The sequence below is a fragment of the Promicromonospora sp. NPDC023805 genome (genome assembly GCF_040639635.1).
GTDB lineage: Bacteria > Actinomycetota > Actinomycetes > Actinomycetales > Cellulomonadaceae > Promicromonospora.
On record NZ_JBFAAH010000037.1, the window covers coordinates 18,324 to 44,025 of the forward strand.

General features: G+C 70.9%; 20 protein-coding genes. 8 read left to right on the forward strand and 12 right to left on the reverse strand.

Features of this window, described 5'->3' with window-relative positions; genetic code table 11:
• Nucleotides 1–2: 2 nt before the first annotated feature.
• The 5 genes from AB0F70_RS25240 to AB0F70_RS25260 all read right to left on the reverse strand — a co-directional run bounded on the left by AB0F70_RS25240 (nt 3) and on the right by AB0F70_RS25260 (nt 10,439).
• A complete protein-coding gene (locus AB0F70_RS25240; RefSeq protein ID WP_357455246.1) occupies nt 3–2,498 on the reverse strand; it encodes a GNAT family N-acetyltransferase in 2,496 nt (831 codons plus the stop codon).
• On the reverse strand, nt 2,495–3,910 hold the full coding sequence (locus AB0F70_RS25245) for a SidA/IucD/PvdA family monooxygenase (protein WP_357455249.1): 1,416 nt from the start codon (nt 3,908–3,910) through the stop codon (nt 2,495–2,497). Before AB0F70_RS25245 ends, AB0F70_RS25240 begins: the two co-directional genes overlap by 4 nt.
• Nucleotides 3,907–5,526, reverse strand: a complete 1,620-nt coding sequence (locus AB0F70_RS25250) for a pyridoxal-dependent decarboxylase (protein ID WP_357455252.1) — start codon at nt 5,524–5,526, stop codon at nt 3,907–3,909. Before AB0F70_RS25250 ends, AB0F70_RS25245 begins: the two co-directional genes overlap by 4 nt.
• Nucleotides 5,527–5,703: 177 nt before the next feature.
• Nucleotides 5,704–9,477 (reverse strand): Ig-like domain-containing protein, encoded by a 3,774-nt coding sequence (locus tag AB0F70_RS25255; RefSeq protein ID WP_357455255.1) that lies wholly within the window; start codon nt 9,475–9,477, stop codon nt 5,704–5,706.
• Nucleotides 9,478–9,539: 62 nt separating this feature from the next.
• Nucleotides 9,540–10,439, reverse strand: a complete 900-nt coding sequence (locus AB0F70_RS25260) for a hypothetical protein (protein ID WP_357455258.1) — start codon at nt 10,437–10,439, stop codon at nt 9,540–9,542.
• Between the two features lie 212 nt (nt 10,440–10,651).
• Here AB0F70_RS25260 and AB0F70_RS25265 point away from each other — a divergent pair, with 212 nt between their 5' ends.
• Nucleotides 10,652–11,038, forward strand: a complete 387-nt coding sequence (locus AB0F70_RS25265; RefSeq protein ID WP_357455261.1) for a hypothetical protein — start codon at nt 10,652–10,654, stop codon at nt 11,036–11,038.
• A 74-nt stretch (nt 11,039–11,112) separates the two neighbouring features.
• Here AB0F70_RS25265 and AB0F70_RS25270 read toward each other — a convergent pair whose 3' ends face one another.
• Together AB0F70_RS25270 and AB0F70_RS25275 are read right to left on the reverse strand one after the other, a co-directional pair.
• Nucleotides 11,113–13,293: a carbohydrate-binding protein gene (locus AB0F70_RS25270; protein WP_357455264.1), complete on the reverse strand. Its 2,181-nt coding sequence runs from the start codon at nt 13,291–13,293 to the stop codon at nt 11,113–11,115.
• Nucleotides 13,294–13,607: 314 nt separating this feature from the next.
• Nucleotides 13,608–14,567, reverse strand: coding sequence for an NADPH-dependent oxidoreductase (locus AB0F70_RS25275; RefSeq protein ID WP_357455267.1), 960 nt, complete (start codon nt 14,565–14,567; stop codon nt 13,608–13,610).
• Nucleotides 14,568–14,681: 114 nt separating this feature from the next.
• Here AB0F70_RS25275 and AB0F70_RS25280 point away from each other — a divergent pair, with 114 nt between their 5' ends.
• Both AB0F70_RS25280 and AB0F70_RS25285 read left to right on the forward strand, forming a co-directional pair.
• Complete coding sequence (locus AB0F70_RS25280) at nt 14,682–15,056, forward strand: hypothetical protein (protein WP_357455270.1); 375 nt, start codon at nt 14,682–14,684, stop codon at nt 15,054–15,056.
• 131 nt (nt 15,057–15,187) lie between these two features.
• On the forward strand, nt 15,188–15,871 hold the full coding sequence (locus AB0F70_RS25285) for a thioredoxin domain-containing protein (protein ID WP_357455273.1): 684 nt from the start codon (nt 15,188–15,190) through the stop codon (nt 15,869–15,871).
• A 92-nt stretch (nt 15,872–15,963) separates the two neighbouring features.
• On the opposite strand, the gene AB0F70_RS25290 is transcribed toward AB0F70_RS25285, so the two are convergent.
• Together AB0F70_RS25290 and AB0F70_RS25295 are read right to left on the reverse strand one after the other, a co-directional pair.
• Nucleotides 15,964–16,425, reverse strand: a complete 462-nt coding sequence (locus tag AB0F70_RS25290; RefSeq protein ID WP_357455275.1) for an NUDIX domain-containing protein — start codon at nt 16,423–16,425, stop codon at nt 15,964–15,966.
• A 339-nt stretch (nt 16,426–16,764) separates the two neighbouring features.
• The gene (locus tag AB0F70_RS25295; RefSeq protein WP_357455278.1) at nt 16,765–17,451 is read right to left on the reverse strand and encodes a PAS and ANTAR domain-containing protein; all 687 of its coding nucleotides are present in this window, start codon (nt 17,449–17,451) and stop codon (nt 16,765–16,767) included.
• A 261-nt stretch (nt 17,452–17,712) separates the two neighbouring features.
• On the opposite strand from AB0F70_RS25295, the gene AB0F70_RS25300 reads away from it, so the two are divergent.
• The 4 genes from AB0F70_RS25300 (at nt 17,713) to AB0F70_RS25315 (ending at nt 21,055) form a co-directional block, all read left to right on the forward strand.
• Complete coding sequence (locus tag AB0F70_RS25300) at nt 17,713–18,564, forward strand: LLM class F420-dependent oxidoreductase (RefSeq protein ID WP_357455281.1); 852 nt, start codon at nt 17,713–17,715, stop codon at nt 18,562–18,564.
• A 76-nt stretch (nt 18,565–18,640) separates the two neighbouring features.
• Nucleotides 18,641–19,165, forward strand: coding sequence for a cyclophilin-like fold protein (locus AB0F70_RS25305; RefSeq protein WP_357455284.1), 525 nt, complete (start codon nt 18,641–18,643; stop codon nt 19,163–19,165).
• 45 nt (nt 19,166–19,210) lie between these two features.
• Nucleotides 19,211–19,876 (forward strand): SDR family NAD(P)-dependent oxidoreductase, encoded by a 666-nt coding sequence (locus tag AB0F70_RS25310; protein ID WP_357455287.1) that lies wholly within the window; start codon nt 19,211–19,213, stop codon nt 19,874–19,876.
• Nucleotides 19,877–19,909: 33 nt separating this feature from the next.
• Nucleotides 19,910–21,055: a PQQ-dependent sugar dehydrogenase gene (locus AB0F70_RS25315; protein ID WP_357455290.1), complete on the forward strand. Its 1,146-nt coding sequence runs from the start codon at nt 19,910–19,912 to the stop codon at nt 21,053–21,055.
• A 66-nt stretch (nt 21,056–21,121) separates the two neighbouring features.
• Here the strand turns inward: AB0F70_RS25315 and AB0F70_RS25320 are convergent, their stop codons facing one another.
• Both AB0F70_RS25320 and AB0F70_RS25325 read right to left on the reverse strand, forming a co-directional pair.
• Complete coding sequence (locus AB0F70_RS25320) at nt 21,122–21,883, reverse strand: hypothetical protein (protein WP_357455293.1); 762 nt, start codon at nt 21,881–21,883, stop codon at nt 21,122–21,124.
• An 89-nt stretch (nt 21,884–21,972) separates the two neighbouring features.
• The gene (locus tag AB0F70_RS25325) at nt 21,973–23,202 is read right to left on the reverse strand and encodes a hypothetical protein (protein ID WP_357455295.1); all 1,230 of its coding nucleotides are present in this window, start codon (nt 23,200–23,202) and stop codon (nt 21,973–21,975) included.
• A gap of 297 nt (nt 23,203–23,499) precedes the next feature.
• Between AB0F70_RS25325 and AB0F70_RS25330 the strand changes: the two genes are divergently transcribed.
• Nucleotides 23,500–24,537 (forward strand): YdcF family protein, encoded by a 1,038-nt coding sequence (locus tag AB0F70_RS25330; protein ID WP_357455298.1) that lies wholly within the window; start codon nt 23,500–23,502, stop codon nt 24,535–24,537.
• Nucleotides 24,538–24,971: 434 nt separating this feature from the next.
• On the opposite strand, the gene AB0F70_RS25335 is transcribed toward AB0F70_RS25330, so the two are convergent.
• On the reverse strand, nt 24,972–25,592 hold the full coding sequence (locus AB0F70_RS25335) for a hypothetical protein (RefSeq protein ID WP_357455301.1): 621 nt from the start codon (nt 25,590–25,592) through the stop codon (nt 24,972–24,974).
• Nucleotides 25,593–25,702: the final 110 nt, after the last annotated feature.

The window sequence follows — 25,702 nt, forward strand, 5'->3', positions numbered from 1 at the left end:
GATCATCCGTGGGTTCTTCGGCCGGCCGGGTTGGCCAGGGTCCCTGCATAGATCAGCGACTCCGACTGGTTGGTCAGGTCGACCATCTGGAGGGTGTTGCGCAGCTGCAGCCGGTTGAGGCACGAGTGCGCGAAGCGTGCGGCCCGCAGGTCGATGCCGAGCCCGGGCCCGCGGCCACCCCCGGGAACGGCCACGGCCGGGTGCTCCGCGGCGTGCCGGTCGATGGTCTCCGCGACGAGCGCCCAGAAGCGGTCCTCGCCCAGCACGCCGTCCTCGGCGAGGATGCCGGACAGGTGGCGCAGCACGCCGTCGAACACGTCGGTGAAGATCGCGAGCGCCTTCTCGTCGTCGTCGACCACGGCGCGGATGCGTTCGATCCGGTCGGGCAGGGGCTGCTCGCCGAGCACCGCTACCTCTTCACCGATGTCCTTCATGACGGTGCGGCGGACCACGCCGTCGTGCAGCACGAGGATGAGGTTCTCGCCGTGGGGCATGAACGCCAGCTCGTAGGTCACCAGGCAGTGCACGAGCGGGTACAGGTAGGCGTCGAGGTAGGCGCGCAGCCACTCCTCGGGCGCGATGCCGGACTCGCGGACCAGGGCGGTGGCGAACGCCGTGCCGCTCACGTCGCGGTGGAGCAGGCTCGCCATGGTCGCGAGCCGCTCGCCCGGTGCGAGGTGCGGTACGGGCGACTCGCGCCAGAGGGCGGCGAGCATCTTGCGGTGCGCGTTGGGCTGCGGCGTGCGGTGGTAGACGTCGCCCGTGTAGCCGACGGACGCGACCTCGCGCAGCACGCTGAACCCGGCGCCCTGCAGGGTCGCGTCGTTCGTCACCAGGTCAGCTACCCAGTCGTTGATCCGCGGTGTGGCGCGCATGTAGGCGGGCGACAGGCCGCGCAGGAACCCCATGTTCTGGATGGCGAGCGCGACCTTGACGTAGTGCCGTTCGGGGCGCGTGCGGTTGAACATGGTGCGGATCGACTGCTGCGGCTGGTACTCGTCCGAGCCGGGGCCGAGCGGCACGAGGTCGCCGCGGGCGACGTCGGCGGCGAAGGTGATCGCGACGCGGTGCTCCCACTGCCAGGGGTGCACGGGCAGGTACAGGTAGTCGGCGCTTTCCAGACCGCGGGCGGCGAGCCGGTCGGCGAAGGCCGCGCGCTCGGCGTCCGACAGCTCGGCGCCGTAGTGGCCCTGCTCGCTCTGGTCGGCCGCGAGCGCGAGGTGGGTGTGCTCGCGGCGGGCGGCGAGCCACAGCATGCGCATGCGGGCGCCGCGTTCGGGGGCGTAGGCGCGGTAGTCGCTCAGGGAGAAGCCGATGCGGCCGTTGTTCGCGAGGAAGCCGGGGTGTCCCTCGGACATGGCTGCCTCGACCTGCTGGAAGGCCTCGGCGGCGGCCCGGGTGCCTGACGCCGTCCGCATCGCCTCGAGCAGGCCGCTCACCGACGGGGTGTGCCCGTCGAGCTCGCGCTCGCGCTTCGCGGCCGCGCTGGCCAGCGTGGAGGAGAGCTCTTCGAGGTAGGTCGCGAGCATCGCGTCGGGCACCTGCAGCAGGGGCTGCAGCTCGGTGACCAGCTCGAGCGCGTCGACGGGCAGCTCGACGTCGCCGCGCATCCCCGCGGTGGCCGTGCGGCGGATCGACGCCGGGTCGACCACCCAGTGCTCCAGGGCGTACCGGCGGGCGGTGTACCGGTAGACGACGCCGTCGAGCGCGAGGCGAAAGCCGTCCGCCGGGGCGCCCGGGGCGTCGTCGGGCTCCGGCTGGAACAGCCGCTCGTGTGCGAGCTCGGCGAGCGCCTTGGCCGCGAGGTGCCGGTGGGCGTGCTCCATGTGGTCGGCGGTCAGGTGGGTGGCGAGCAGGTCCGATCCAGGCTGCTCGGAGGCAGGGAGCGGGCCGTCGCCCAGGGCGGACGCCGCGAAGTCGGCGCGGGTGGCGACGCTCAGCGCGGCGCGCTTGGCGTGCGCGCCGCGGCCGAGGTCCAGCTCGCGCAGGACGCGGAAGCCTGCCGCGGCGTTCTTGTCGGCGATCTTCCGGTTGCCGACGTCGGGCTCGACGACGACGCGCGTGGCGCCCTGGCCGCCGCCGTCGGGCTGGGTCTCAGTGAGGCAGAACCGCATGACGGCGGTCATGACTGCGTCGGTCATGCCGTGCCGCGGGTTGACGGGCGGGGCCACCAGCAGGTGCATGCCGAGGTCGCCGGGCAGGGCGTCGTGGACGTCCGCGAGCAGGACGTGCGCGGGGTCGTACGTCTCGGTCATGAAGACGGGCTCGCCGTCGAGGCGGCCGAGCCAGGCGGCCTCGTGGGGGCCCGCCTGGACGCCGGCGAGGTACTCGCGCACCTCGTCGACGCGCAGCTCGGCCATCTGCCAGTACGAGGCGGCGGGGTGCGCGAGCCAGCCCTGGACGAGCTCGGCGTCGCGGTCCGGGTCTATCGGCTCGATGGTGACCTCGCCGAGCCGGGTGGTGGTCGTGAACGTGTGCACGGTCGTCGGGGCGGTCACCGGGCGGCCTCCATCTCGTCGTCGGGCTGGCCGGCCTTGGTCTCGACAGGCGCGAGCCCCGAGGCAGGCAGGCCGAACTGCTGGAACGCGATCCGGCGCTCCGTCGCGTACGGCTCGCGGCCCGTGACGTTAGCGAGGATCACCGAGTTGCGCCAGGGTCCGAACCCGAGGTCTGGCGCGGTGACGCCGTGGGTGTGCTCCTCGACGCCCACGACGTGGATCCGCCGGTCGTCGTCGACCGTGTAGTCGCGCGCGACGGCGTAGCGGCCGCGGTGGTCGAGGTTGACCAGGCCGGGTGCCAGGAAGCCGGGCACCGTAGCGGCGTAGCCGGTGGCGACGACGAGCGCCCGGGTGCGGTGCTCCGCCGTCGTACCGAGCTGGGCATGCCGCAGGGTCAGGACGTACTCGCCTGCCCCGTCCGCGCCGTCGGCGTCGAACCGGGCGGCGGTCACCTCGGTGTCGGACAGGAGGGTGGTCGGCACCTCGGCACCCAGCGCGGACTTGCGGTAGAGGGTGTCGTAGATGTCGTCGATCAGGTCGCCGCTGATCCCCTTGTAGAGGTTGCGCTGCTCGCGCGCCAGGACGTCGCGCTGCTCGATGGGCAGGGACACGTAGTGGTCGGTGTACTCGGGCGACGTCATCTCGAGCGTCAGCTTCGTGTACTCCATCGGGAAGAACCGCGGCGAGCGGGTCACCCAGTCCACGCGATGCTCCCCCGCGCCGGTACCGCAGCCCTCCAGCAGGTCGCGGTACACCTCCGCGGCGGACTGCCCGCTGCCGACGACCGTCACGGAGCCGGACGCCGCCAGCTCCGCGCGGTGCGGCAGGTAGTCGCTGGTGTGCACGACGGGGCCCGCGCCCTCCAGGCCCTGGAGGTGAGCGGGCAGGCGCGGCTGCGTCCCGGTGCCGAGCACGAGGTGCTTGGCACAGTATTTCTCGACATGCTTCTCGACACCATGGACGGACTCGGCGGTCACCTCGAACACGTAGCCGCCGGACTCGCCGTCCGCCGACGCAGGGGCCGCGACCCGGACGACGCTCGTCACGCGCCGCCCCCAGCGCAGCGTCGGCAGCTGCTCCGCGACCCAGCGGCAGTACTGGTCGTACTCGGCGCGCAGCGGGTAGAACGACTCACGGATGTAGAACTGGTACAGCCGCCCCGTCGCCTTGAGCCATGCCAGGAACGAGTACGGCGACGTCGGGTCCGCCATCGTCACCAGGTCGGCCAGGAACGGCACCTGCAGCGTCGTGCCCTCGATGAGCATCCCGGCGTGCCAGGAGAACCCGTCGCGCTGGTCGAGGAACACCGCCTCGACGTCGTCCAGGGGCTCCGCGAGCGCCGCGAGGCCGAGGTCGAACGGGCCGATCCCGATCCCGAGCAGGTCGTACGTGGGGGCCGGGGCGGTCGTCATCTGGTCTCTCCGTCGGTGTCCTGGGCAGCGTGTGCCTCAGTGTGTGCGTCCGTGCGCGCCAGCCGCGGGTGCACGTCGCGGCACGGCGGCTCGTCGGTGTCGAGCAGCGCCTCCCCCGCGAGCAGGCCGTGCGCGGCCGAGCGGACGAGCTCGAGCACGCCCCGGATGTCGGCGAGCGTCGCGTCGGGGTTGAGCAGCGTGAGCTTGAGGCAGGGGCGGCCGTCGATGACGGTCTTGGCGACCAGGGCGCGGCCCGAGTCGAACAGCACGCGGCGCACCTGCGGCACCAGGGCGTCCGCACGCGCGGCGTCGAGCCCCTCGGGCTGGTAGCGGAACAGGACCGTGGAGAGCTGGGTGGTTCCCACTACCCGGAAGTCGCGGTCCGTCGCGAGGTCCTGGTGCACCGCGGCGGCCAGGTCGCAGACGGCGTCCACCATCGTGCCGACGCCGTCCGCGCCGAGCGCGCGCAGCGTGACCCAGAGCTTGAGCGCGTCGAACCGGCGCGTGGTCTGCAGGGACTTGTCGACCTGGTTGGGCTCGGCGTTCTCCTCCGGGTTGAGGTAGTCGGCGTGCCAGGCGACGGGTGCCAGGTCGGCCCGCTCGCGGACGACGAGCGCGCTGGACGACACGGGCTGGAAGAACGACTTGTGGAAGTCGACGGTGACGCTGCGGGCGCGTTCGATGCCGTCCAGCAGGTGGCGGCGGCGCGGGCTCACCAGCAGCCCGCAGCCGTACGCGGCGTCGACGTGCAGCCAGGTGTCGACGGCGTCGCACAGGTCGGCGATCGGGTCCAGGGGGTCGATGCAGCCGCGGTCGGTGGTCCCGGCGGTCGCGACGACGGCGATCACCGTGTCGCCGGTGCGCTCGATGTCGACGAGGGTCTGGGCCAGGGCGTCCGGGCTCATGCGGCCGTCGGAGTCGGTGCCGACGGTGACCACAGCGTCGTCCGGCAGGCCGAGCAGGAGGGCGGACTTGGCGATGCTGAAGTGGCTCACCGCGGTGGCGAGGATGCGCATGGACTCCAGGCGGGTGCCGGCGCGGCGCGACTTCTCGCGCGCCAGGAACAGGGCCTGGAAGTTGGACTGCGTGCCGCCCGAGGTGAAGATGCCGTCGGCGACGGCGGCGTCGCCCTCCTCGCCCACCGTGAAGCCGATGCGGCCCGCCGTCCACTCGACCAGGCGGCGCTCCATGAAGGTGGCGACGGTCGACTGGTCGTAGGTGTCCACGGACGTGTTGATGGCCGCGAGCATCGTCTCGGCACCGATCGCGGGCAGCGCCACCGGGCAGTTCAGGTGCGCCGTGTACGTGGGCTCGTGGAACCAGATCGCGTGCTTCGCGTACAGGTCGCCGGCCTCGCGCAGCGCCTCCCGGGTGCCCGACGGCGGGCCGTCCAGGTCCACGGCGTCCACCAGGGCGCGCAGCTCGGAGCGGCTGGCGCCGGAGAACGGCTGCGTGACGGCGACGAGCCGGGCGGCGACGTCGTCGGCGACCTCGCGGACCGTGTCCGCATAGACGCTCGCGGTGGCCCCGCGCAACAGTGCTGTCGTGTCGTGGCTCGCGCCCTGGACGGGTGCGGTGGTCGCTGGCTGCGTCGCTGCGGGCAGGCGTGAGGGCATGCGGACGGCTCCTCGGGAAGGGATGCGGGAAGGGCAGGAAAGTACGCACGAACGCCGCCCGTTTCGGGCGGCGTTCGCACTACTTAGGTTTGCCTGACCTAACTTAATCGTTCGGAGGGCCGCGTCAAGCCATGGGTGAAAGCAGCTTCGTGGTACACATCACTCTCGGACGGGTCATCAGCTGCCCGATCCGCCGTGTCCGGGCCGGACCACCAGCCGCAGGACGAGCTCCGTACCCGAGCTCGCACCACGCAGCACGAGGTCGTGGCTGCCCGGGCGCACCCGTGGGACCACGAAGCGCGGCGTGACCGTGCCGCCGTCCGTCGCGGTCACCTCGCCCAACCGCTGCTTGGTCCGCAGCGAGACGGACACCACCTCGCCGGGCGCGAACCCGCCCGCGGTGAACGTGACCTCCCGCCCGATGGCGCCGCGCACCGGCCACGGCGCGACGGTCACCGTGGCCACCGCGACCAGCCCGGTCCCCTCTACCGCACCGCGGACGGTGAACGTTCCGGCCTCTGCGTACGCGGCCTCCTCGACGGGCTCCCAGTCGACGGCGGACGTCGTCCGGCCGCCCCCGGCGAGCGTCACGCCCACCGTCTCCGGCAGCACCGGCGCCCTGCGGGCCACCGTGCCGACACCCACCGCGTCGGCACTCTCCCGCTCGTCCCAGAATCGCGTGCGCAGGAAGGTCGCGGTCGACGTCGCCCGGGTGCTGTTCGCCGTGGCGGTGACGCCAGCGTCGAGCTCGCCGTCGGCGCCGGTCAGCGGCGCGGTACCGACCTGGGTCCACGGCCGCTCGGGCGACGTGCGGTAGTAGCCCGTCATCGTGCTCTCGTCCGTGCGCTCGAGGCGGAGCTCGACGGGCGCCGTCGCGAGCGCGACCTTGCTGCCCTCGCTGTCGAGCCAGCCGTCGCCGTTCGAGTCCCACTGCAGGTACGCGCCCGAGGGGCTGGTCACGAGGTCGACGTAGCCGTCGGCGCTCCCCTTGCCTGCCGCCGACAGGTCGTTACGGACGATGAGACCCGCACGCGGGTCGGCGCTCGCTCCCCTGTCCAGGCCTGCCACGTAGGTCTGCACGGAGCCGCCGACGGGCAGCCGGCCCGGCTGGTAGACGACGCTGAGGTTGTCCTTGTTGGTCCACAGGCCGTCGTCGGAGTCGGAGATGCGGAACGCCGACTCCTCCCCCGCGCAGGCCGACCCCGGACGGGTCGCCAGCGTGGCGAACAGCCACGGGGCGCTCACCGCGTCGTCGGCGCACCCTGTGCCGGCGAACGTGAGCGTGTACGTCCGCGTCGTGCGCCCGTCGGGCGCCGTGACGGTCACGCGTGCGGCCGCCTGGTCGGCGCGGACGGCCACCGTCGCGTCGTCCTGCAGCGGGTCGGCGGTCACCTCGGGGACGGGTCCCCACGGCCCGGGATCCACCCAGTAGTCCAGGGTGGCGGCATCGAACCCGGCAACTGCTACGCCGTTGACCTCCAGACCCGTCAGCCGGGCGTCGCTGCGGGGGTTCAGGACGCGCACGAGGTAGACCCGTTCGGCGACCGCGGCGTCACCCTCCTCGGCCGTCACCGTCACGTGCGCCCAGGGGCGCTCGGCGGTCGGCTGGTCCACGGTGACGGTCGCGGCGGGATCCGTCGCGGTCCCCGTGATGACCGGCTCGGAGCCTGTCGTGACCACCGTCTGGTCCCAGTCCGCCGGGTCGAAGCCGTCCACGTCCTCGCCGTCGACCGCAAGGGTCGCGAGATCGGTGGCCGACGTCGGCGCGAGCCCGAGGATCTCGACCTCCGCGACCGCCTGCCACGTCGCGGCCTCGGTGGTCAGCCGCAGGCGGACGGCGGTCGTGGGCGGCACGGACGACGCGTCCAGCCGGACCACCGGCGCGGGTCCGGCGGCGTCCTGGGCGACGTCGGCCGCGACGTCCGTCGTCTGCCAGTCACCGTTGGTGTCGAGGTACTCGACGGCGATCCGCGACGGCCAGGTAGCGGTGGTGCCGTCCTGGTACAGGTGGGCCACGATCTCCCGCGGCGCCCGCAGCTCCGGCCACGCGTAGTCGAGGGTGCTGTCGCGCGGGTAGTTGCCCCCGGCCGCCCAGTCGTCCCAGCCCTTGCCGAGCCTCCCGTCAGTGGTGCTCGCCGCGAGCTCCTGCCGCACCGAGGCCGTGACCGCCGCCGACGGCGCGAGGTTGTGCGCGCCGTGCGCGACCACCTCGACGGTGCGCCGGAACGTCCGTCCGGCAGTGAACTCGTCGTCCCCGGCAAGGGTGCCCGTGATCGTCTGCGGACCCGCCGACCGGATCACGTCCGGGCTCCACGTGACGGCGACGTCGGAGGCGACGCCGTTCGCCGTGACCTCCACCGTGCCGGGCAGCGCCGCCGTGAGGTCGTCGTTGGTGCGGACGGTCGCCGGGAGCCGGTCGTCGGTGACCTCCCAGATGTACCGGCCCGCGCCCTTGTCGTCCCAGTACTCGCCGGTCCACCCGTCCGCCCAGCGGGCGTCCTCGACCGCGGGGTTGCGCATCTCGAGGCTCCCGCGCTCACCGATGGTGATCGGCAGCCAGACGTACGTGGAGTCGGCGGCGCCGGCGTTCCAGCGGTCGCCCATGTAGACGAACTTGCCGCTACCCGGGTCGAGCGGGAGCACGTTCGTGGACTGCGACCCGAAGCTCGTCCGGCGCGAGTCACCCACCGACAGCAGCCCGTCGCCACCCTCGGGGATCGTGTTGTAGGCGACGTTCTCGTACTTGTCGTCCGGGTCGACGCCGCGGATCCACGTGCCGAGCATCGAGTCGGCGGTGTAGTACGTCTCCGGGTTGGGCGACCAGCCGGTCGCGCCGGAGGCGACCGTGTAGTACTTGCCGTCGTGCACGAACACCGCGGGCGCCTCCAGGATGCCGCAGCGGCGCACTATGCCGTAGTCCGCACCCGCGACGGGCGCGCCCTCGGTGCCGTCCGCCCAGATGCGCGGGTACCGGCCGTCGGCCGAGAACTGGATGCCCACCTCGTCCTCGGTGGTCGTCCGCTCGACGTTCGTGTACTCGTCGTCGAGCTTCGCGATGTAGAGGCTGCGGTTCTCCTCGGACGAGTAGACGACGTAGGCGGTGCCGTCGGTGTCCTGGAACACGGTCATGTCGCGGGCCTGGCCGGGCACGGCGCTGGGCATGTCGCACGCCGTCTGGTACGTCGGCTCGTTGTAGAGGCGGTACGCGCCCTGGAGCTCGAACGGGCCGGCCGGCGAGTCGGCGACGGCGACCGCCGCCAGCGACCGGGCGTAGTTGCTGCCGCCGGGCGTGATGCTCCCGTCGGAGTGCCACCACATCACCCACTTGTCGGTTCGCTCGTTGTAGAGCACCTTGGGCCGCTCGAAGATCGCGTTGAGCTGCGCCCCGCCCGCCTCCGTCGTCGCCCGTACGTTGAGGTGGTAGAACAGCTCGTCGATGCGCTCGGCGTCGGGCGTGCCGTCGTCGGCCACCGTGTCGTAGAGCGCGTCGAAGTACTCGGACTCCAGCTCCGCGCGCGACGTGACCGAACGCAGCACCACGCCTTCGTTGGTCCAGTTGAAGGTGTCGGTCGAGGTGTACAGCGAGACGCCGGGGCTCTCGTAGTAGCCGTTGGACCGGTCCTCGCCGTACCAGTGGTAGACGGTGGTGCCGTCCTGGTCGACGGCGGTGGTCTCGCTCGCCTCGACGCCGAGCTCCTCGGCGGTGTGCGTGACGATCTGGCCGCCGTGCGCCTGGATGTGGCGCCCGTCGGTGTCGTACCAGTGCGGCCGGAAGTAGCTGCCGGACGACGCACCGGGGTCGGCCACCGCCGGGTAGGCGTCGTACTCGATCGGGTCGGGGACCGTCGGCACGTCGGCCACGGCCGGCGCGGCGACACCGGCCGCGCCGGCCGCGAGGGCGAGGACCGTGACGGCTGCCGCCAGTCCGCGCGAGGTACGTCGAATACTCATGGCTGGAAGTTCCTCACGCGTGGTTGCGGACCGATCAGGTGTCGGCTGGCCCTGCGGGCCGATCAGTTGGCGGTACGGCCCACGTAGACGTTGCGGGCCCGGAAGTGGGTGTCGGTGGTGGGCCCCGGTGAGCCCGACGCCCCCTCCATCTGCAGGTTGATGATGAGGTTCATCGGCTTGCCCACGAAGTTGGACCCGACGTGCCTGGCCTTCCAGACGTCGTCGAGGTAGTAGTGGATCTCGACGTCCGTCGCGTTGATCTTGTTCATCCAGATGCGGTACTCGTGCCAGCTCCCCGGCGAGCTGACCGGGACGATCGTGTTGTCCCAACCGCCGTCGTAGGTGTTGAACCAGTTCCGGGCGTCACCCTTGAACTCGAGGATGTCGCTCTCCGGCGGCCAGCTGTTCGCCCCCGTGATCCAGAACGCGGGCCACGTGCCCCGGGCCGACGGCGCCTGGAACTCGCCGCGGATCTCGTAGCTCGGGTAGGTGTCGTTGACGACTATCTGGTTCTTCGCGTGGATCGCCGCCGAGTGGTACTTGATGGGCAGGTGCGGGTCCTTGTTGCTGACGCCCTCGTCCCAGGAGATCCGGGTCGCCTTGATGTTGAGCTGCCCGGCGGGCGACAGGAACAGGTGGTTGCTGTCGGACGAGCTGGCGTACATGCGGGCGGTGCCGTTGTGGTCCGACCCCCACGGGTACAGGTAGTTCCACTCCGACTCCAGCGCGGCGCGACTGGCGAACGAGTTCCCGTCGATCAGGGTCTCCCAGGCCATCGCCCCCGCCTCCGCCGGCGCGTTCTCGTCCGCGGGGCCGGCCGGGGCCGACGCCGCGGGGACGGACCCGCCGACGAGCAGAAGGACCGCGGCGGCCGCGGTCGCGTACGCGGCACGCAACGGGCCGGGACGGGTTGGTACCGGACGGGCTGGCGCAGGACGGCGGTTCGCGGCGCTGATCGGCATGATGATCCCCTTGTGGCTCGGCTGTCGTCGTTGACTGTGCTCGTCGGGCGATGGCTGCCCCGGGGGATGCGAACTGCGATGTTAGCGCCACCATTTCGGGATTTTGCCACCATCTGTGAAGTTGGTCAAGATCCCGTCAAATCGGCGGAATGTCCAGCGCGAGGCGCCGAGCCGCGGGCGGACACCCTCCCGGAAAGTGCACTATGGGGACCATGCCGCAGAACAGCTACCTCGTCGCACTGGCCACCCTGGTGATCGCCGCACTGACGACCGCCACGTGGTGGACCCTCGGCCGGGACACGACCGGTGAGGTCGACGCCGCCACCGGATCCGTCACCGGGCCCTACGAGGCGCCTCAGGTGATCGCGTGCGTGGTGGTGCTCGTCGGGTTGGCGGTGATCGCCGCCCTGGTGCTCCCGGCATGGCTCGCGGTGCTCGCGGTCAGCCTGCCCTTCACGGCCGCCTGGACCCTCCACGCCTCGTCGACCGACGACTCGGGGCTCTGGGCGGTCGGCGCGATACTCGTCCTGGTCGGCACGCTCGTGGGCAGCATAGTGGTCACCGCGGTCACGCGCAGGCTCGTGCGCAACCGGTCATGAGCGGTCCTCGCGCAGACGACAGGGGCGGGCGGACCGCGCGGTCCGCCCGCCCCTGATCCGGAGCCGTGGCTCGGTTACGGGGTGTGGATGTTGGGCCAGGGGTAGCTGGTGACCTCGCTGCCGATGTGGAAGCTCGGGTGCGGCGGCTGGTTGTAGCCGGTGTTCTGCCAGGCGATCGCCGTGCGGTACTGCACGTCGTGCATCAGCGTCGCGATGCGCAGGGTCGTCCGGTGCGGCGTGGCGTAGATGCGCAGCGCCGAGGAGTCGGTGGTCCGCCAGACGACCTCTTCACGCCAGTCGCCGAACAGGTCCGCCGAGAGCGACGGCGTCGCCTTGGTGCCGTTGTTCGACGCCACGTTCGAGCCGGTCAGCAGACGGCCGTTCTGGTAGTCGTCGATGGTGGTGCCGTCGAGCAGCTCGCGCTCGCCGTCGCCGTCCCACCAGGCCAGGAAGTTCAGCGAGCTCGGCTTGGTGCCGACGGAGCCTCCTGAGGAGTTCCGCAGGTCCGTCACGTTCGCGGACCAGTACTCACCCCCGGCATTGCCGGGAGTGACGTTCGCGGCCACGCCGCGGCCGTTGTCACCGCTGGGGCTGGTCTGGAACAGGACCGTGCCGTTCGAGCCGAGGAGACTGGACGACGGCGCGGTGCCGCTCTCGTGCACCATGTACACCTCTTGGCCAGCGCGGCTCGGCACGAAGTCCGAGACGTGGAGCGCGTCGCCGTGTCCCATGCGGGAGTTCCACAGCGCGTTGCCGTCCGAGCCGACCACCATCGCCCCGTAGACCACGTCCTGCCGGCCGTCGCCGTTCAGGTCGGCGATCGACAGGCTGTGTGCGCCCTGGCCCTCGTACTGCGCGCCCCTGGCGTTGGAGTCGAAGATCCACCGGGTCGTGAGGTTCTGGCCGTCGAAGTCGACAGCCCAGATCACCGAGCGCGTGTAGTAGCCGCGCGCGAAGATCATCGACGGCGTGGACCCGTCGAGGTACGCCGTGCCGGCCAGGAAGCGGTCGACCCGGTTGCCGTAGCCGTCGCCCCAGTCCGCCACGTTGCCGCGCGCGGGCTGGTAGTTGACGGAGTCGACCGCGCCGCCCGTGCGGCCGTCGAAGATCGTCAGGAACTCCGGCCCCGTCAGGATGTAGCCGCCGCTGTTGCGGTGGTCCGCGCTGGCGTTGCCGATGACGACGCCACGGCCGTCGCGCGTCCCGTCGGCGGTCTTCATGGCGATCTCGGCGTCACCGTCACCGTCGTAGTCGTACACCTGGAACTGGGTGTAGTGGGCCCCGGACCGGATGTTGCGCCCCAGGTCGATCCGCCACAGGCGGGTTCCCTGGAGGGTGTAGGCGTCGACGAAGGTGTTGTCGGTGACGCCGGTCTGCGAGTTGTCCTTGGAGTTGGTCGGGGACCACTTGACGACGTACTCGTAGTCGCCGTCGCCGTCCAGGTCGGCGACGCTGGCGTCGTTGGCCTCGTGGATGCTCGAGGGCCGGCTGATCGGGATGTCGAAGTAGCCGCTCGAGCCGAACCTGACCTCGGCTCCCACGCGCGTCCCCTCGGTGCCGCCGTTGACGGCCGCGACGGTGTAGGTCCCGTTGCCCGTGTCGAGGTAGTTCGTGGCGCCGGTGATCGGCGTCGAGTTGAGCCGCGTGCCGTCGCGGTAGACGTTGAAGGCCACGTTCTGGGCGTCGGTGCCCAGCAGGCGCCAGCTCACGAGGTTGCCGCCACCCGAGGGCACGACGGTCACGCCGCGGGTGAGGGCCTCTACCTCGTAGACGCCGCTCCCGCCGCCGGGCTCCTCGGAGCCGCCGGTCGTGGCGTCCAGGTAGTCGACGTTCGCCAGGCCGCCCGCGCCGGTGGCCCGCAGCCGGACGGTGTTCGCGCCGGCGTTGAGCTGTGCGGTGACGGTCTGGCTCCCCCAGCTCGTCCAGGCGCCGGTGGCGCCGAACTGCGAGGCCCCCACCACTGCGCCGTTCACGAGCACCTCGCCCGGCCTGCTCTCCGTCCCGCCGTTGGCGTAGCCGAACGTCAGGGTCGCCGGGCCCGCCGCGGCGGCGTTGACCCGGAACTCGACGGCGGCGCCGACAGCGTTGTCGGAGTTGCAGAACCCGCTGCCCGAGTGCCCGGCGTGGTTGGCCTCGACCAGGCCACCGCAGACGGTGGGGGCGGTCTCTGCCTCGTGGCGGACCGTGGCGGCGTGCGCCGTGTTCAGCGCGACGACGCTCGACGCGACGACGGCGAGACCGGAGAGCCCGGCCACGAGCGCCGCTCTGGTACCTCTTCGCCTCGATCTTGTTTCGGACATTGTTCGCTCCCTGTGCAGTGGCTCGTCTTTGAGGTGGCTCGTCTTTGAGGTGGCTCGGCCGTTTCGGGCGCGGGCTGAGGGCTGGCGAGGTGCGGGGACGACCGACGGGGCGCCATCGCCACGGGGTCGTCCACCACCGACTTGTATCGATCTAATCGGCGTCGTCGACGGTAAGGTAAGCGTTTGCCCGGTGTCAACGAGTAGCACCTACTTAAATGATTCAGAGCCCCTCCCGTGGTGCCGGCCGGGAACCTGAGTGTCTGCGGACCTCACCACGACGGCATGCCCAGCGCGGCCAGTGCCGAGCGCAGCCGCTCCCGGCCGCGCAGCGACCCGTGACCACGCATGCGGGTCAGGACGCGCCCGATCCACCCTCCCGTGAAGCCCTCGTCGCGGTAGAAGGCGGTCATGCGCCGCTCGTACGCGCCCAGCGACCGGAGCTGCCGCGCCATGTCGTAGGTCTCGTGGTGCAGGACGACGGCCTGCGGCAGACGCGGCTTGACCCGCCCGGGGCATGCCGGGTCCGGGCGGCCGACGACCAGCCCCACGACCGGTGCGGTCCCCCGGGGCAGCTTCAGCTCGGCCGCGAGCGCCTCCGGGTCGTCCCGCACCCCGCCGAGGTAGACGGTGCCCAGGCCGAGGGACTCGGCGGCGACGACTGCGTTCTGGGCGGCGAGCGCGGCGTCGAGGAACGCGGTCATGGTGGTCTCGAGGTAGCCGGTGGCGTGCACCGCCGTGCTCCGGCTGGCGGCGAGCGCCCGGACGCGGGCGAGGTCCGCGATCCAGACGAGGAGGAGCGGTGCGTCTCGCACGTGGTCCTGCTCGCCGGACAGCGTGGCGATGCGCGCGAGGCGTGCCGGGTCGGTGACGGCGACGACGCTCCAGAGCTGCAGGTTGGACGACGTCGGTGCGGACTGCGCGGCGGCGACCAGGGTGGGCAGCACGGAGGGTGCCAGAGGTCCGGGCAGGAACCGGCGAACCGAGCGGTGGCCGAGCTGAACCTCGAGCACCGAACGGGGCAGGTCCGCTGCCGCCGCGAGGGCGCCGGCCACCTGCGGTGCCGCGAGGTCCGCGTGCCGGGCGTTCACGCCGTAGCGCGCTGCGACCTGGGTGCGGGCGGCGGCGAGCCGGCCGCGGTGTTCCGGCGGGTCGGGCTGGACCGCCCGTGCCGTGCGGGTGATCCGGACAGGTTCCCGGAGGGTGACCGGAGAGGCGTCGATGGCTGTCATGTGAGCTCCGTGGGGGTGGACGGAGGGCTACGCACTCATGCGGGGCGCCGTCTCGTCAATCCCCTCACTCGACGTCTCACATTTCGGGCGGGCTCGACTACTGTTGGGCTCGCCATGGACGCCACTCGTCGCACTCGACCCCTCCTCGCCGGTGCTCGGCGCGGGCTGGCGAACGTCCTGACGGCCATGTTCCTCGTGCTCGCCGTGGTCAGTGCGGGCGCGGTGTGCGGCACCTATCACGAGGCGACCGCCGTAGAGGTCGCCTCCGGGTCGATCCACGACGGTTTCGGAGACTGCTCCGATCGCCACCCGCCGTCGGTGCACTGCGGTCCGCTGCTGACCGTCTCCTCCCCCGGACCGGCCGCGCTGCCCTTGCCCTCGGCCGGCACGCTCGTTTCCGCAGTGGTGCACGACGACGTCCCGGTCCCCGCCAATACGGCGGACGCGACCGCGCCATCGCTGCACGCTCTCGGGATCTCCCGGACGTAGCCCACCCCGCACCCGCCGACGCGTTCAGCGTCGGCGGCATCGACGCACCCTGATACCGGGTGCGCTCCGCGTGGTTCTGCTCCGATTCGAACGATCCCCAGTTGGCCTCGGCCCCCGCCCAAAGGAAACCCATGACTGCACAGCGCCCAGCCCCCCAGCGCCCGATCACCGAACGCCTGACCTCACGCCGCCTGCTCCAGCTCGTGCTCCTGATCGGGGTGCTCGGACTGCTCGGCCTCCTGGTCGCGTACATCCTGGCCACCCCCGAACGCGACACCGCCGCCGCCGACGTCGTGCGCGAGGACAGCCACGTCCTGAACCAGGCGCCCGACGAGAAGGCGGTGCTCGTGGAGTTCCTCGACTTCGAGTGCGAGGTCTGCCGCGCCTACTACCCCACGGTCGAGCAGCTGCGTGCGGAGCACGGCGACGAGCTCACCGTCGTCATGCGCTACTTCCCCATCCCGTCGCACACCAACTCCACCAATGCCGCCGTCGCGGTCGAGGCCGCCGCGGCACAGGGCCAGCTCGAGCCGATGTACCAGCGGATGTACGAGACGCAGGGCGAGTGGGGCGAGGCACAGAACTCCAGGGCAGATGTCTTTCGCGGCTTCGCCCAGGAGCTCGGGCTGGACATGAACGCCTACGACGACGCCGTCGCCGACCCGGCGACCACCGAACGCGTCCAGTCCGACTTCGACGAGGGCCGGGCGCTCGGCGTCGGCGGCACACCCACGTTCTTCCTGGACGGCGAAAAGCTCGAGCTCACCAGCCCCGAGGGCCTGGCGCAGACCGTCCAGGACGCCCTGAACCAGTAAGCATCTGTCAGAACGCTCGTTGAGTGCGGGCTATTTGTGGGACCGGCGGCCGCTGTCCCACAAATACCCCGCACTCAACGAGCGCTGTGCTGTCAGTGCTCGAGGAGGCCGCCGACGGCGACCGGCACGACATGACCGTCGGCCGGCGTGTGCTCGTTGAGGCCGAGCCCGATCGCGACGAGCGACGAGCGCCTGAGGTTCGCGACGTCGTCGATCGGAACCCAGGCCGCCGCGACGATCTCGGGGTCGGGCTCTGTCCGCAGGTCGCCACCCGTGATCGCAACCCGGTAGTAGATGCCGACGTTCTGGTGCTCGGGTCCCGGCCGGAGTCGTTCCGCTGCCGGGATGATCCGGGAGTCCACGCCGAGCAGCCGCTCGACCGCACCGCGGTAGCCGGTCTCCTCGTGGAGCTCGCGAACCGGTGTCTCGATCGGGTCCTCGCCATGTTCGACGCCGCCGCCGGGCAACGTCCAGTGGTCGGTCGCACGGTGATGGACGAGCAGTACACGCCCGGCATCGATGCAGAGGGCGTAGGCAGCCAGCCGAAAGGTCATCGCAGCAGCGTAAGGGGGTGGCGTTCCTAGCCCTCCACGAGCCGGAGAGCCTTCTCGGTGAAGTAGGTGACTTCGCCGTCTACGTCCGCGGTGACCACTTCGGCTCCTGGCGTGGAGCCGCTTGCGGTCCGGCCCGGGAGCGAGGAACTTTCCTGACCAGCCGATCGCCTTCAAGGCGGAAGAAGCACCGTGGGGTGGGAACGTCATGCGGACGGTGATGAACTCCGACAAGTCGATCCATCGCACGGAGGTCGTCCCCAACGATGAGCTCTACAAGGTGGCGGCGCGGGCGGGAATTGAGTTCTTGGCTGTCCTGGTACTGCGTAGCAGCGCAGGGCGTCAGAGGTCGTCCGACAGGACCGGGGCGGCCAGGAACTCGTCGATGATCTCGCTCGTCGGGAACTCCGTGACATCCGGCCCGGAGAACAGCTGCACCAGCGAGTAAGCGATGTCCCGCAGAGGGAGGTTCGACTCGTTGGACGCCTCGCGCAGCCGCTCGATCGCCTCGTCCTCCTCGATGCCGTGAACGACCATGAGCACGCCCTTGGCCTGCTCGATCACCGCACGGCGCTCCGAGGACGCCTGGATCGAGGCCGACGCCTCGCGAGCCGCTGCCTCGCGCTGCGCCTTGGTCACGTCGATGAAGTACCCGAACAGCTCCGTCATCCGACCTGTGGCCGGGTCCCGCCGGCCCTGGCCGGTGACGGCCAGCGTGCGGGTACTTCCGGAGGCATCCACGATGCGGTGCACCGAGCTGAACGGCTGCCCGGTCTCCGCCGCCCGCTGGAGCAATCCGTCCACCCGGCCACGGTCGTCCGGATGCTTGTGCGACAACATCAGCGGCGTCGTCGGCACCACCTCGCCCGGCTGGAAGCCGTGCATCACGTACACCTCGTCCGACCAGGCCCACTCCCCTGTCGCCAGGTCGAGCCGGTACCGACCGACGGGAGGTCGGGCGCCGCTGACGAGTACTTCCTCGATATCGCTCGCTGACGGCGTCTGGCTGGGCCTGGGGGCGGGGTTCACGGGGTCCTCCTCTGGTGCTGACTGACGCGGCTCCTGCCCCACGAGGGAGGGCTCCGAACCTGCAGCGGAAAGAATATCGCGATGAAGATACTTCACGGTCTAGCAATTTCACCCGGTGCCGATGCCTGAGGGGTTCTGTCCGGGCCTCCCACACCCGGGCACCCGAGCGTTTTGATGAGTTCCGACAGAGCCACCGATCGCCGCTACGCCGTCACGAACCCTGCAGGGAGGGCAAGGACGAGCAAGGAAAGGAACCGCACCGTGGAACTTGGTCTGCACATCGCCGACTTCAGCTGGACCGGTGGAGCGCCCACGCTCGGCCCGACCCTCGCGCAGCACGTACGCAGTGCCGAGCAGGCCGGCATCACGCGCATCACCGTGATGGACCACTTCTGGCAGATCCAAGGCGTAGGCCCGGTCGAGCACGAGATGTACGAGGCGTACACGGCGCTCGGGTTCATCGCCGCGCACACCGAGAAAGCTCTGCTGCACACTCTCGTCACCGGCGTCATCTACCGCGAGCCCGCACTGCTGGCCAAGGCCATCACCACCCTCGACGCCCTCTCCGGAGGACGAGCCGGGCTGGGCATCGGAGCGGCATGGAACGGCGAGGAGTCCGAAGGTCTCGGGTTCCCGTTCCCGCCCGTGAAGGAGCGGTTCGACCGGCTGGAGGAGGCCATCCGGATCTGCCTGCAGATGTGGTCCGACTCCGAGGAGCCGTTCGAGGGCACCCACTACCAGCTCGGACGCACGCTGGACTCGCCGGGGCCGCTGCGACGTCCGTACCTGATGATCGGCGGTGGCGGGGAGAAGCGGACCCTGCGCCTGGTGGCGCAGTACGCGGACGCCTGCAACATCGCGGCGGGGCCGGAGGCCGGCCACAAGCTCGACGTGCTGCGCGCTCACTGCGACGCCGTCGGCCGTGACTACGGCCAGATCGAGAAGACCGCGATGCTCACCCTCGACCCGCAGGACGACGCCGACGACCTCGTGCGCAGGGCCGAGGAGATGCGGGAGATCGGATACACCGTCGCCTACGTCTTCGCGCGCGACATCGCCGAACCGGCCCGGATCATCGACGTCCTCGCCGCGGCGGGACACCGGCTCGGCTGAGTGTGTCGAGCCCGTGGCCCGCGAGAGCCACCCCTGGGCCTGCCCAGTACCGATACCTGTACCCAAGGAGCTTCCTGTGCGACGTCCACTCCCGCTGTTCGTCTCCGTGACAGCGGTCGTGCTGCTGGCTGCCTGCGGCAGCACGACGCCGGAGCCGTCAGGAACGGCCTCAGGAACTGCGTCGAGAGACGCGTCGCCGACCGCGTCGCCGACGGAGACCGCCCCGACACGCGTCGAGGGCACCGTCGTGCGCTTCACCGGCGGGGGCACGTCCGTGGACGTCACGATCGGCGCCGAGACCCCGACCACGCGTGACTTCCTCTCGCTGCTGCCCCTCACGATGGAGCTGGAGGAGCTCAACGGCCGCGAGAAGATCGGCTACCCGCCCCGGGAGCTGGACGTGGACGGCACGCCGGGCTCCGATCCCGAGAACGGCGACCTCATCTACTTCACCCCGTGGGGCAACATCGGCTTCTACTACAACGCCGACGGCATCGAGTACTCCGACCAGACCCTGCACCTCGGGACCTACGAGGCCGGCCGTGACCAGCTCGACCAGCTCGCGAGCGGCGAGGTGAGCATCGAGGTCGTCGACAGTTGACACGCCAAGGATGACGCAGCAGCAACGACACACCGAAGGAGCATCATGACCACCATCGCCATCGTGGGCGCGGGCCCAGGCCTGGGCGCCGCCGTCGCCCGCAGGTTCGGCGCCGAGGGCTTCGCCGTCGCCCTCGTCTCCCGCAACCAGGAACGCCTCGACCAGCTCGCCGCCGACCTCCAGGCCGACGGCGTCACCGCGCGCGGCTACGCGGCCGACGTCCGCGACCCGGAGTCGCTGGTCGGGGCCCTCGGACGGGCCTCAGAGGAGCTCGGAACCATCGAGGTGCTCGAGTACAGCCCGATCCCGCAGCGGGAGTTCCTGCGGCCCGTCCTGGAGACCACTGTCGACGACCTGACCGCAGCGGTGGAGTTCTCCGTCCTCGGCCCGGTCACCGCCGTCCAGCAGGTCCTGCCGGGCATGCGGTCCCTCGGGCGGGGAACCGTCCTGTTCGTCAACGGCGGCAGCGGCGCGCGCCCCAACCCCGCCGTCGGCGGCACCTCCGTCGCGTTCGCCGGCGAGAGCGCGTACGCCGGGATGCTCCACGACGTACTGGCGCCCCAGGGCATCCACGTCGGCCAGCTCATCATCCCGGGCGCGATCCAGGCCGGAGACCCGACCAACGATCCGACGGCACTGGCCCGGACTCTGTGGAACATGCACACCACCCAGGGCGACTTCCGGGTGTTCTCCAGGCCCCTCGACGCCTGACCACTCACCCCTCTGCCCGACCCTAGGAACCTGATGCGTCCCCGCCACCTCCAGTCGTTGATCGCCGTCGCCGCGTTCTCCTGCCTCGCTCTCGCGGCGTGCACCGCCGCGCAGACGCCGTCCGCCTCCCCCTCGGCATCGACTCCCGCCTCGCCGTCGATGACGCCGTCGACGAAGCCGTCGTCGACGCCTCCGGCGCCCTCCCGCGAGTCCGGCGCGGTGGCCCCGGCGGACGAGCCGGTCGACGTCGTCACCGGGCTCGCCGCGCCCTGGTCCGTCGCCTTCCTCGGCGACACTCCCCTGATCAGCCAGCGCGACGACGGGACCGTCCTTGAGGTCACGGGCGACGAGACCCGGGCCATCGGGACGGTCGAGGGCGTGGTGCACGCCGGCGAGTCCGGGCTGCTCGGGCTGGCCGTCGACGACCAGGACCGGCTCTACGCCTACTCCACCGGCCCGGACGGCAACCGCATCCAGCGCTACCCGGTCACCGGCGAGCCCGGCGCGCTCGCCCTGGGTGAGCCCGAGACCGTCGTCGACGGCCTCCCCTGGGCCAGCCACCACGACGGCGGCCGCATCGCGTTCGGCCCGGACGGCATGCTGTACGCCACCGTCGGCGACGCCGGACAGGGCGACTCCGCGCAGGACGTCGAGAGCCTCGCCGGGAAGATCCTGCGCATGACCCCCGACGGCGATGTACCGGACGACAACCCGTTCGGTGACTCGCTCGTCTACAGCTACGGGCACCGCAATCCTCAGGGCCTCGCCTGGGCCGAGGACGGGACCATGTTCGCCGCCGAGTTCGGGCAGGACACGTGGGACGAGCTCAACGTCATCACCCCCGGCGGCAACTACGGCTGGCCCGACGTCGAGGGCATCGCCGGACGGGAGGACTACCTGGATCCCGTGCAGCAGTGGAGCCCCGAGCAGGCCAGCCCGAGCGGCATCGCCATCGCCGGCGGAACCATCTTCCTGGCGAACCTCCGCGGCCAGGTGCTGCGCGCCGTCCCGGTCGCCGACCCCACCACGTCCACCGACTTCTACGCCGGCGCGTACGGGCGCCTCCGAGCCGTCATCTCCGCCCCCGACGGCGACCTCTGGTTCCTCACCAACAACACCGACGGCCGTGGCACCCCCGGGGACGGCGACGACCGCCTCCTCAGCGTGCCGGTCGGCTGACCGCGGGACGCGCATCGCGCTCGAGCGCGCCCCGCCGGCACAGCGTGCGACCAGGCCCGCCTGAGCTCACTCCGCCGAGGCTGCTGCCGCCAGCTCCCGCTCCGGATACACCGCGGCATCCACCAGGGTCCGGTCGCCGAGCGGCTCGTCCAGCTCGACCGTGAACGGCGTCGGCGGGTGGGACTGGCAGGTCTGAACGCCCGGCAGGGCCTCGACGCCGACCACGAGCTCCACCCGGTCCTCGTGCTCGACCAGGCGCTCCAGGGTGACCCGGCCCTCGGACAGCTCGCCGCTCGCGCACGCGAACTCGGTGACGAGCAGGTGCACCTGCGAGGAAGCGGGGTCCGGAGGGTTGTCGGGGTCGAGCGCCACTACCGCGCTACCGAGGTCACCCAGGTCGTACCGCAGCGCGCAGTCGCTCTGCTGCCAGAGCTGCCAGCCCTCGCCGCCGTCCTCGGTCTGATCGACCCACTCGATGCCCATGACCTCGTGCGTGCGCTGCTCGCCGTCGCTGTCCCGCGGCTCCGGGAGCTCTCGGACGAGATAGACCTTCGTGCCGGACTCGGTCACCACGCGCCACTGCTCCGGCTCGATGTCAGGAACGCTCGCTCCGTCCAGGGCGGCGGCCGCTTCCTCGCCGAGCTGGTCGGCGGTAGGGCCGTCGGTCAGCACCGACGCCGGGACCCGCGTGCCCTGGCAGAGGTACTCCTCCGATTTCCCAGCATCGTCACTGACGGGTGACCCGCCGGCAGCATCCGCCTGGGCGCAACCACCGACCAGCATCATCAGGGCGGCCGCCCCGCCCTGCATCAGCCTGCTCCGTCGCATTATGTCGGCTCCTCCGGTCAGAGCCGCATCGTCAGCGGCGCTCTTCCGGAATGTGTGCGGTGCAGGTCAGGTCTTGCAGGACCTCGCCGTCAGCCCTGCTCCGCTGCCACCCAGGCCGCGATCTCGGACCCGGCCGCGCCCCCGTTCATGCTGATGACGTTCCCGTCCGGGTCGTAGGTGACCGACGCGTCGTGGTACGCCCCCGACCCCCAGACGCTGATCTGGTACGGGAGGTCGTCCTCGTTGAACGTACGCGACGGTACGCTCACGGTGACCGACGGCGCGTCCTCGAGCTCGAAGCCGCCCTGCTCCGGCAGGCGGTCGGCGAGCCCCTGGAGCCCGGCCCAGTCGACGTCGGCGGCGTCGAAGGTCTGCAGGGGCAGCTCGTCGCCGCTCGGCTGGATGAGCGACGGCTCCCGGGCCGTGACCTTGCCGTCCCGCCAGTCGATGTCGTCAGTCGTGTCGGCGTCCGGCGCGGTCGGCACGGTGCCCGTGGCGGCCGTGGACCCGAGGTGGACCTCCGTGAAGCTGGTGTGTCCCGCCTCGGCGACGAGGTCGTCGATCACCTCCTGGGCGCGCGCCGGGTCCAGGGTGCTCTCCGCCCGTTCGAGACGTAGCGTCCGGGCGTCGGCGACCGCGGACGGCGAGGCGCCCGCGAGGATCTCGGCGAGCTCCGCGCGCACCGGATAGAGGCGGGCGGCGAAGCCGACGACGAGCAGCAGCACGAGCACCGCGGCCGGGATCCGCAGGATCCCGCGAGCGTCGCGGGTCGTGCTCGGCTCCTGCACCCACTCGGGTGCGTGGTCCATCCGGCCCACACGGGTGTCGTCCGCGACCTTGTCGCGCCAGCTCTGCGGGGGCGACTGGACGAGCGTGACCGCGGGCTGGTCGGCCTTCACCTGCAGCACCACCACCACGTTGCCCGGCTGGAACTGCGGCAGGCGCACCTGGTCGATCAGTGCCCGCGTCCGCGTCGAGTACGGCAAACGGGACGACGTCGCCACGACGAGCTGCAGCTCGGCCACCGGGTTGTCGTTGATCTGGGTCCCGGTCGACGAGATGTCCACGACCCTGGCCAGGTGCAGACGCCCCTCGCGCTCCGCGGTGGCGATCGCGTCGTCCGACGGCGCGGGACGCAGCACGCTCCCGGCAGCGCTCGAAAGGCCCGTCACGACGGTCGAGAGGATGACCGTCAGGACGCCGATCGCCAATGCTGTGGGCAGCCACCAGCCCGGCACACCTCCGCCCAGCCCGAGAGCGGCGAGCAGGAGCCAGCCCAGGAGGAAACCGACCGACAGGGAGCGCAGGATCCGGATCACCTGGGAAGTATTCCGGTTTCCGTGCGTTCTGGGAATCACCCCGGCCGGTCGTTCGCCCCAGGGCGCCCGTCCGGTCTCGCCGGCTGTCCGTCGCCCTTCACCATGTCGTCGAGCGGAGTGACGTCCGCGAGGGATCGCGGAGAACCTTCGGATCGACCTGCGCAACTCGCGGCGCTGATGATCTCACCCAGCACCCAACTCGAGCACGCAGGTCCGAGAGCGCCGACCTCTGCGCTCCACGCCATGGTCTCGGCATGGGACCGCGCCGCGATGAGCGGTTGTCCATAAGATCGAGCGGTGACCGGACCTCTCGCCCTCATCCTCGCTGTCGCTGGTCTCGTGGTCGCCCGTCGCGATCCTCGGCGGCTCCTGCCCGGAGTACTGCTCGGCCTCGCGGCGATGTCGCTCGTGGCGTGGGTGGTAGGGGGCATGCTCGAGCTCGGTGCCGTGCTCGCAGGGCTCGACGACGGGACAAGAAACCTGGTCGGTGGTCTGCTCATGCTTGTCGTGCCACTCGTAGCGGGTGTCGCGCTGGGTGTCGCGCTCGTGATCAACGGCATGACGATGCGACGCCGCGAACGCCGATCTCTCGCGAACAAGCTTTCACTGCTGGTAGGTGTCGCCATCCTCGGTGTGATCGCGGTCGGCGTGCTTGCGGTATGGACGGGCTGGCTGCAGCTGGCGGTCATGCTCCTGCTCCTCGTCGCACCGGTCGCTTATATCGGTTCGGCGTTCGCCGCGTTCCTCGGCTGGTCGCTCGCCTATGCCCGGCTCGCGCGTCGAGCAGCCACGCCGGCCGCCGTCGTGGTTCTCGGGTCCGGACTTATCGGGGGGCGGGTGCCACCGCTGCTTGCTCAGCGTGTCGCACTCGGCGTCGAGGTCCAGAACAAGCAGCTCACGCCGGTACTCGTGCTCTCGGGCGGCCAAGGCGTCGACGAGCCGCGCAGCGAAGGGGAGGCGATGGCCGAGTACGCGCGCGCCCTCGGTGCTCCTGCGGACCGCATGCTCGTCGAGACCAAGTCGACGACGACCGAGGCGAACCTCAAGCTCTCGCGAACGCTGCTCGCCGAGTCCGGTGTCGAAGGGCCGGTGCTGGCCGTCAGCAACGACTATCACGCGTTCCGTGCGGCCACGTTGCTTCGCAAGCTCGGAATCGCGGGGCATGCCATCGGCGCGCGTACCGCGCGCTATTACCTGCCGAGCGCATTGCTGCGCGAGTTCATAGCACTGCTGCGTGACCACCGTGTGCTCAACGCGACGGCGCTCGGCATCCTCATGCTGCCGGTCGCTGCCTTCGTCATCTTTTCGCTCGCCCGGCTCGTGGGTGGAATCTGAGCTCACAGGGTGAAGCAGCTACGCAGGCAGCACGCCGCGCCCGTCGAGGTAGTCGACCTAGAACGGGCAGAGCAGTACCTTTTGCCCATGAATGCGCTTCACCGCGCTGACCTGGTGCGATGCCTTGACGAACGCCAGATTGGGCACCAGTGGGGTTTCATCGATCAGTTGCCGTTGCCACCAGCTCAGCCGGTGGGCACGATGCCAACAGCCAGGTGGGCTGAGTCATCGGCGTGAGAGGCGGTTGCCTCTCGAGATCAGGCTAACGGTTGGACGCCAGCAGGGCCGCCTGTATGACATCCCCGGACGGCACCATCGGAGACCGGGACCGGCGACGGCGGGGCACGCTGCGCTACCCCTTCGCAGGCACGGAGCAACTGGGCCCGTCGGCTCGGCCGGCCGGAGGACCCTAGTTCGTCTGCTCGCACGCCACCTCAGTTGCGTTCTGAGAGCCGCTGTAGAGTCTCGCGGGCCTTCCGGAGGCGAGCATTGGCCCGTGCCGCGCGCTCGGGGTCGTTCGCGATCTCGGGCGCAAGGTCGACCTCGAGCATCTCGAGCGCCTGCCTGGCCGCAGCAGCACCCGCCGCCGCCCTGCTCGTGCGCGTGAGGGCGATCGGCTTTGGGTCGGCGTACCCCTGCGGCCAGGACTGGACGAGATATCTCTCCATCGGGTCGGTCACCACGAGGTCGGGGGCATTGCCCCGGCCTGCGGCGTGTACCCGGACGCGGTACCACCCCGGGCCGGCCGGGTTGATCCGGGCGGAAGCACTCGCGGCATCCTGCCCGCCGACGACGAGTACAGGGGCCTCGCCGGCTTGGATGCTGAACTCCACGATCTCTTCCCACGGAGAAGAGTCAGCCGCAGGTTCGGGTGGACCGGGTCGTGCCTGTACTTCGATCTCGACGGGTCCCATGCTGATGCCCGTCACGATCAGGGGACGGTCATTGTGATCGTCGATGACCAGCCCGCTGATCGCGCCGGGGTCCAGGGGCGGTCGCCAGGTGGCGTCGCGTAGCTCGAGATACCGCTCATCGACTCGCGTGGTGTACCTCATGGCAACCGTCCCTGTACCTAGGGCCTGTTTGGGATTGGGTCAGCGTCGGCTGATCCAGTCCAGGACGTCGTCGGCGATGACGGTCGGTGCGGCGGCGGTGGTCTTGGCGC

Excerpts from the sequence above, each read along its gene's own strand:
- AB0F70_RS25315 (WP_357455290.1), top strand. The coding sequence starts at position 19,910 with ATGCGTCCCCGCCACCTCCAGTCGTTGATCGCCGTCGCCGCGTTCTCC.
- AB0F70_RS25335 (WP_357455301.1), bottom strand. The coding sequence starts at position 25,592 with ATGAGGTACACCACGCGAGTCGATGAGCGGTATCTCGAGCTACGCGAC.
- AB0F70_RS25290 (WP_357455275.1), bottom strand. The coding sequence starts at position 16,425 with ATGACCTTTCGGCTGGCTGCCTACGCCCTCTGCATCGATGCCGGGCGT.
- AB0F70_RS25310 (WP_357455287.1), top strand. The coding sequence starts at position 19,211 with ATGACCACCATCGCCATCGTGGGCGCGGGCCCAGGCCTGGGCGCCGCC.
- AB0F70_RS25285 (WP_357455273.1), top strand. The coding sequence starts at position 15,188 with ATGACTGCACAGCGCCCAGCCCCCCAGCGCCCGATCACCGAACGCCTG.
- AB0F70_RS25250 (WP_357455252.1), bottom strand. The coding sequence starts at position 5,526 with ATGCCCTCACGCCTGCCCGCAGCGACGCAGCCAGCGACCACCGCACCC.
- AB0F70_RS25255 (WP_357455255.1), bottom strand. The coding sequence starts at position 9,477 with ATGAGTATTCGACGTACCTCGCGCGGACTGGCGGCAGCCGTCACGGTC.
- AB0F70_RS25265 (WP_357455261.1), top strand. The coding sequence starts at position 10,652 with ATGCCGCAGAACAGCTACCTCGTCGCACTGGCCACCCTGGTGATCGCC.
- AB0F70_RS25245 (WP_357455249.1), bottom strand. The coding sequence starts at position 3,910 with ATGACGACCGCCCCGGCCCCCACGTACGACCTGCTCGGGATCGGGATC.
- AB0F70_RS25275 (WP_357455267.1), bottom strand. The coding sequence starts at position 14,567 with ATGACAGCCATCGACGCCTCTCCGGTCACCCTCCGGGAACCTGTCCGG.
- AB0F70_RS25260 (WP_357455258.1), bottom strand. The coding sequence starts at position 10,439 with ATGCCGATCAGCGCCGCGAACCGCCGTCCTGCGCCAGCCCGTCCGGTA.
- AB0F70_RS25280 (WP_357455270.1), top strand. The coding sequence starts at position 14,682 with ATGGACGCCACTCGTCGCACTCGACCCCTCCTCGCCGGTGCTCGGCGC.
- AB0F70_RS25320 (WP_357455293.1), bottom strand. The coding sequence starts at position 21,883 with ATGCGACGGAGCAGGCTGATGCAGGGCGGGGCGGCCGCCCTGATGATG.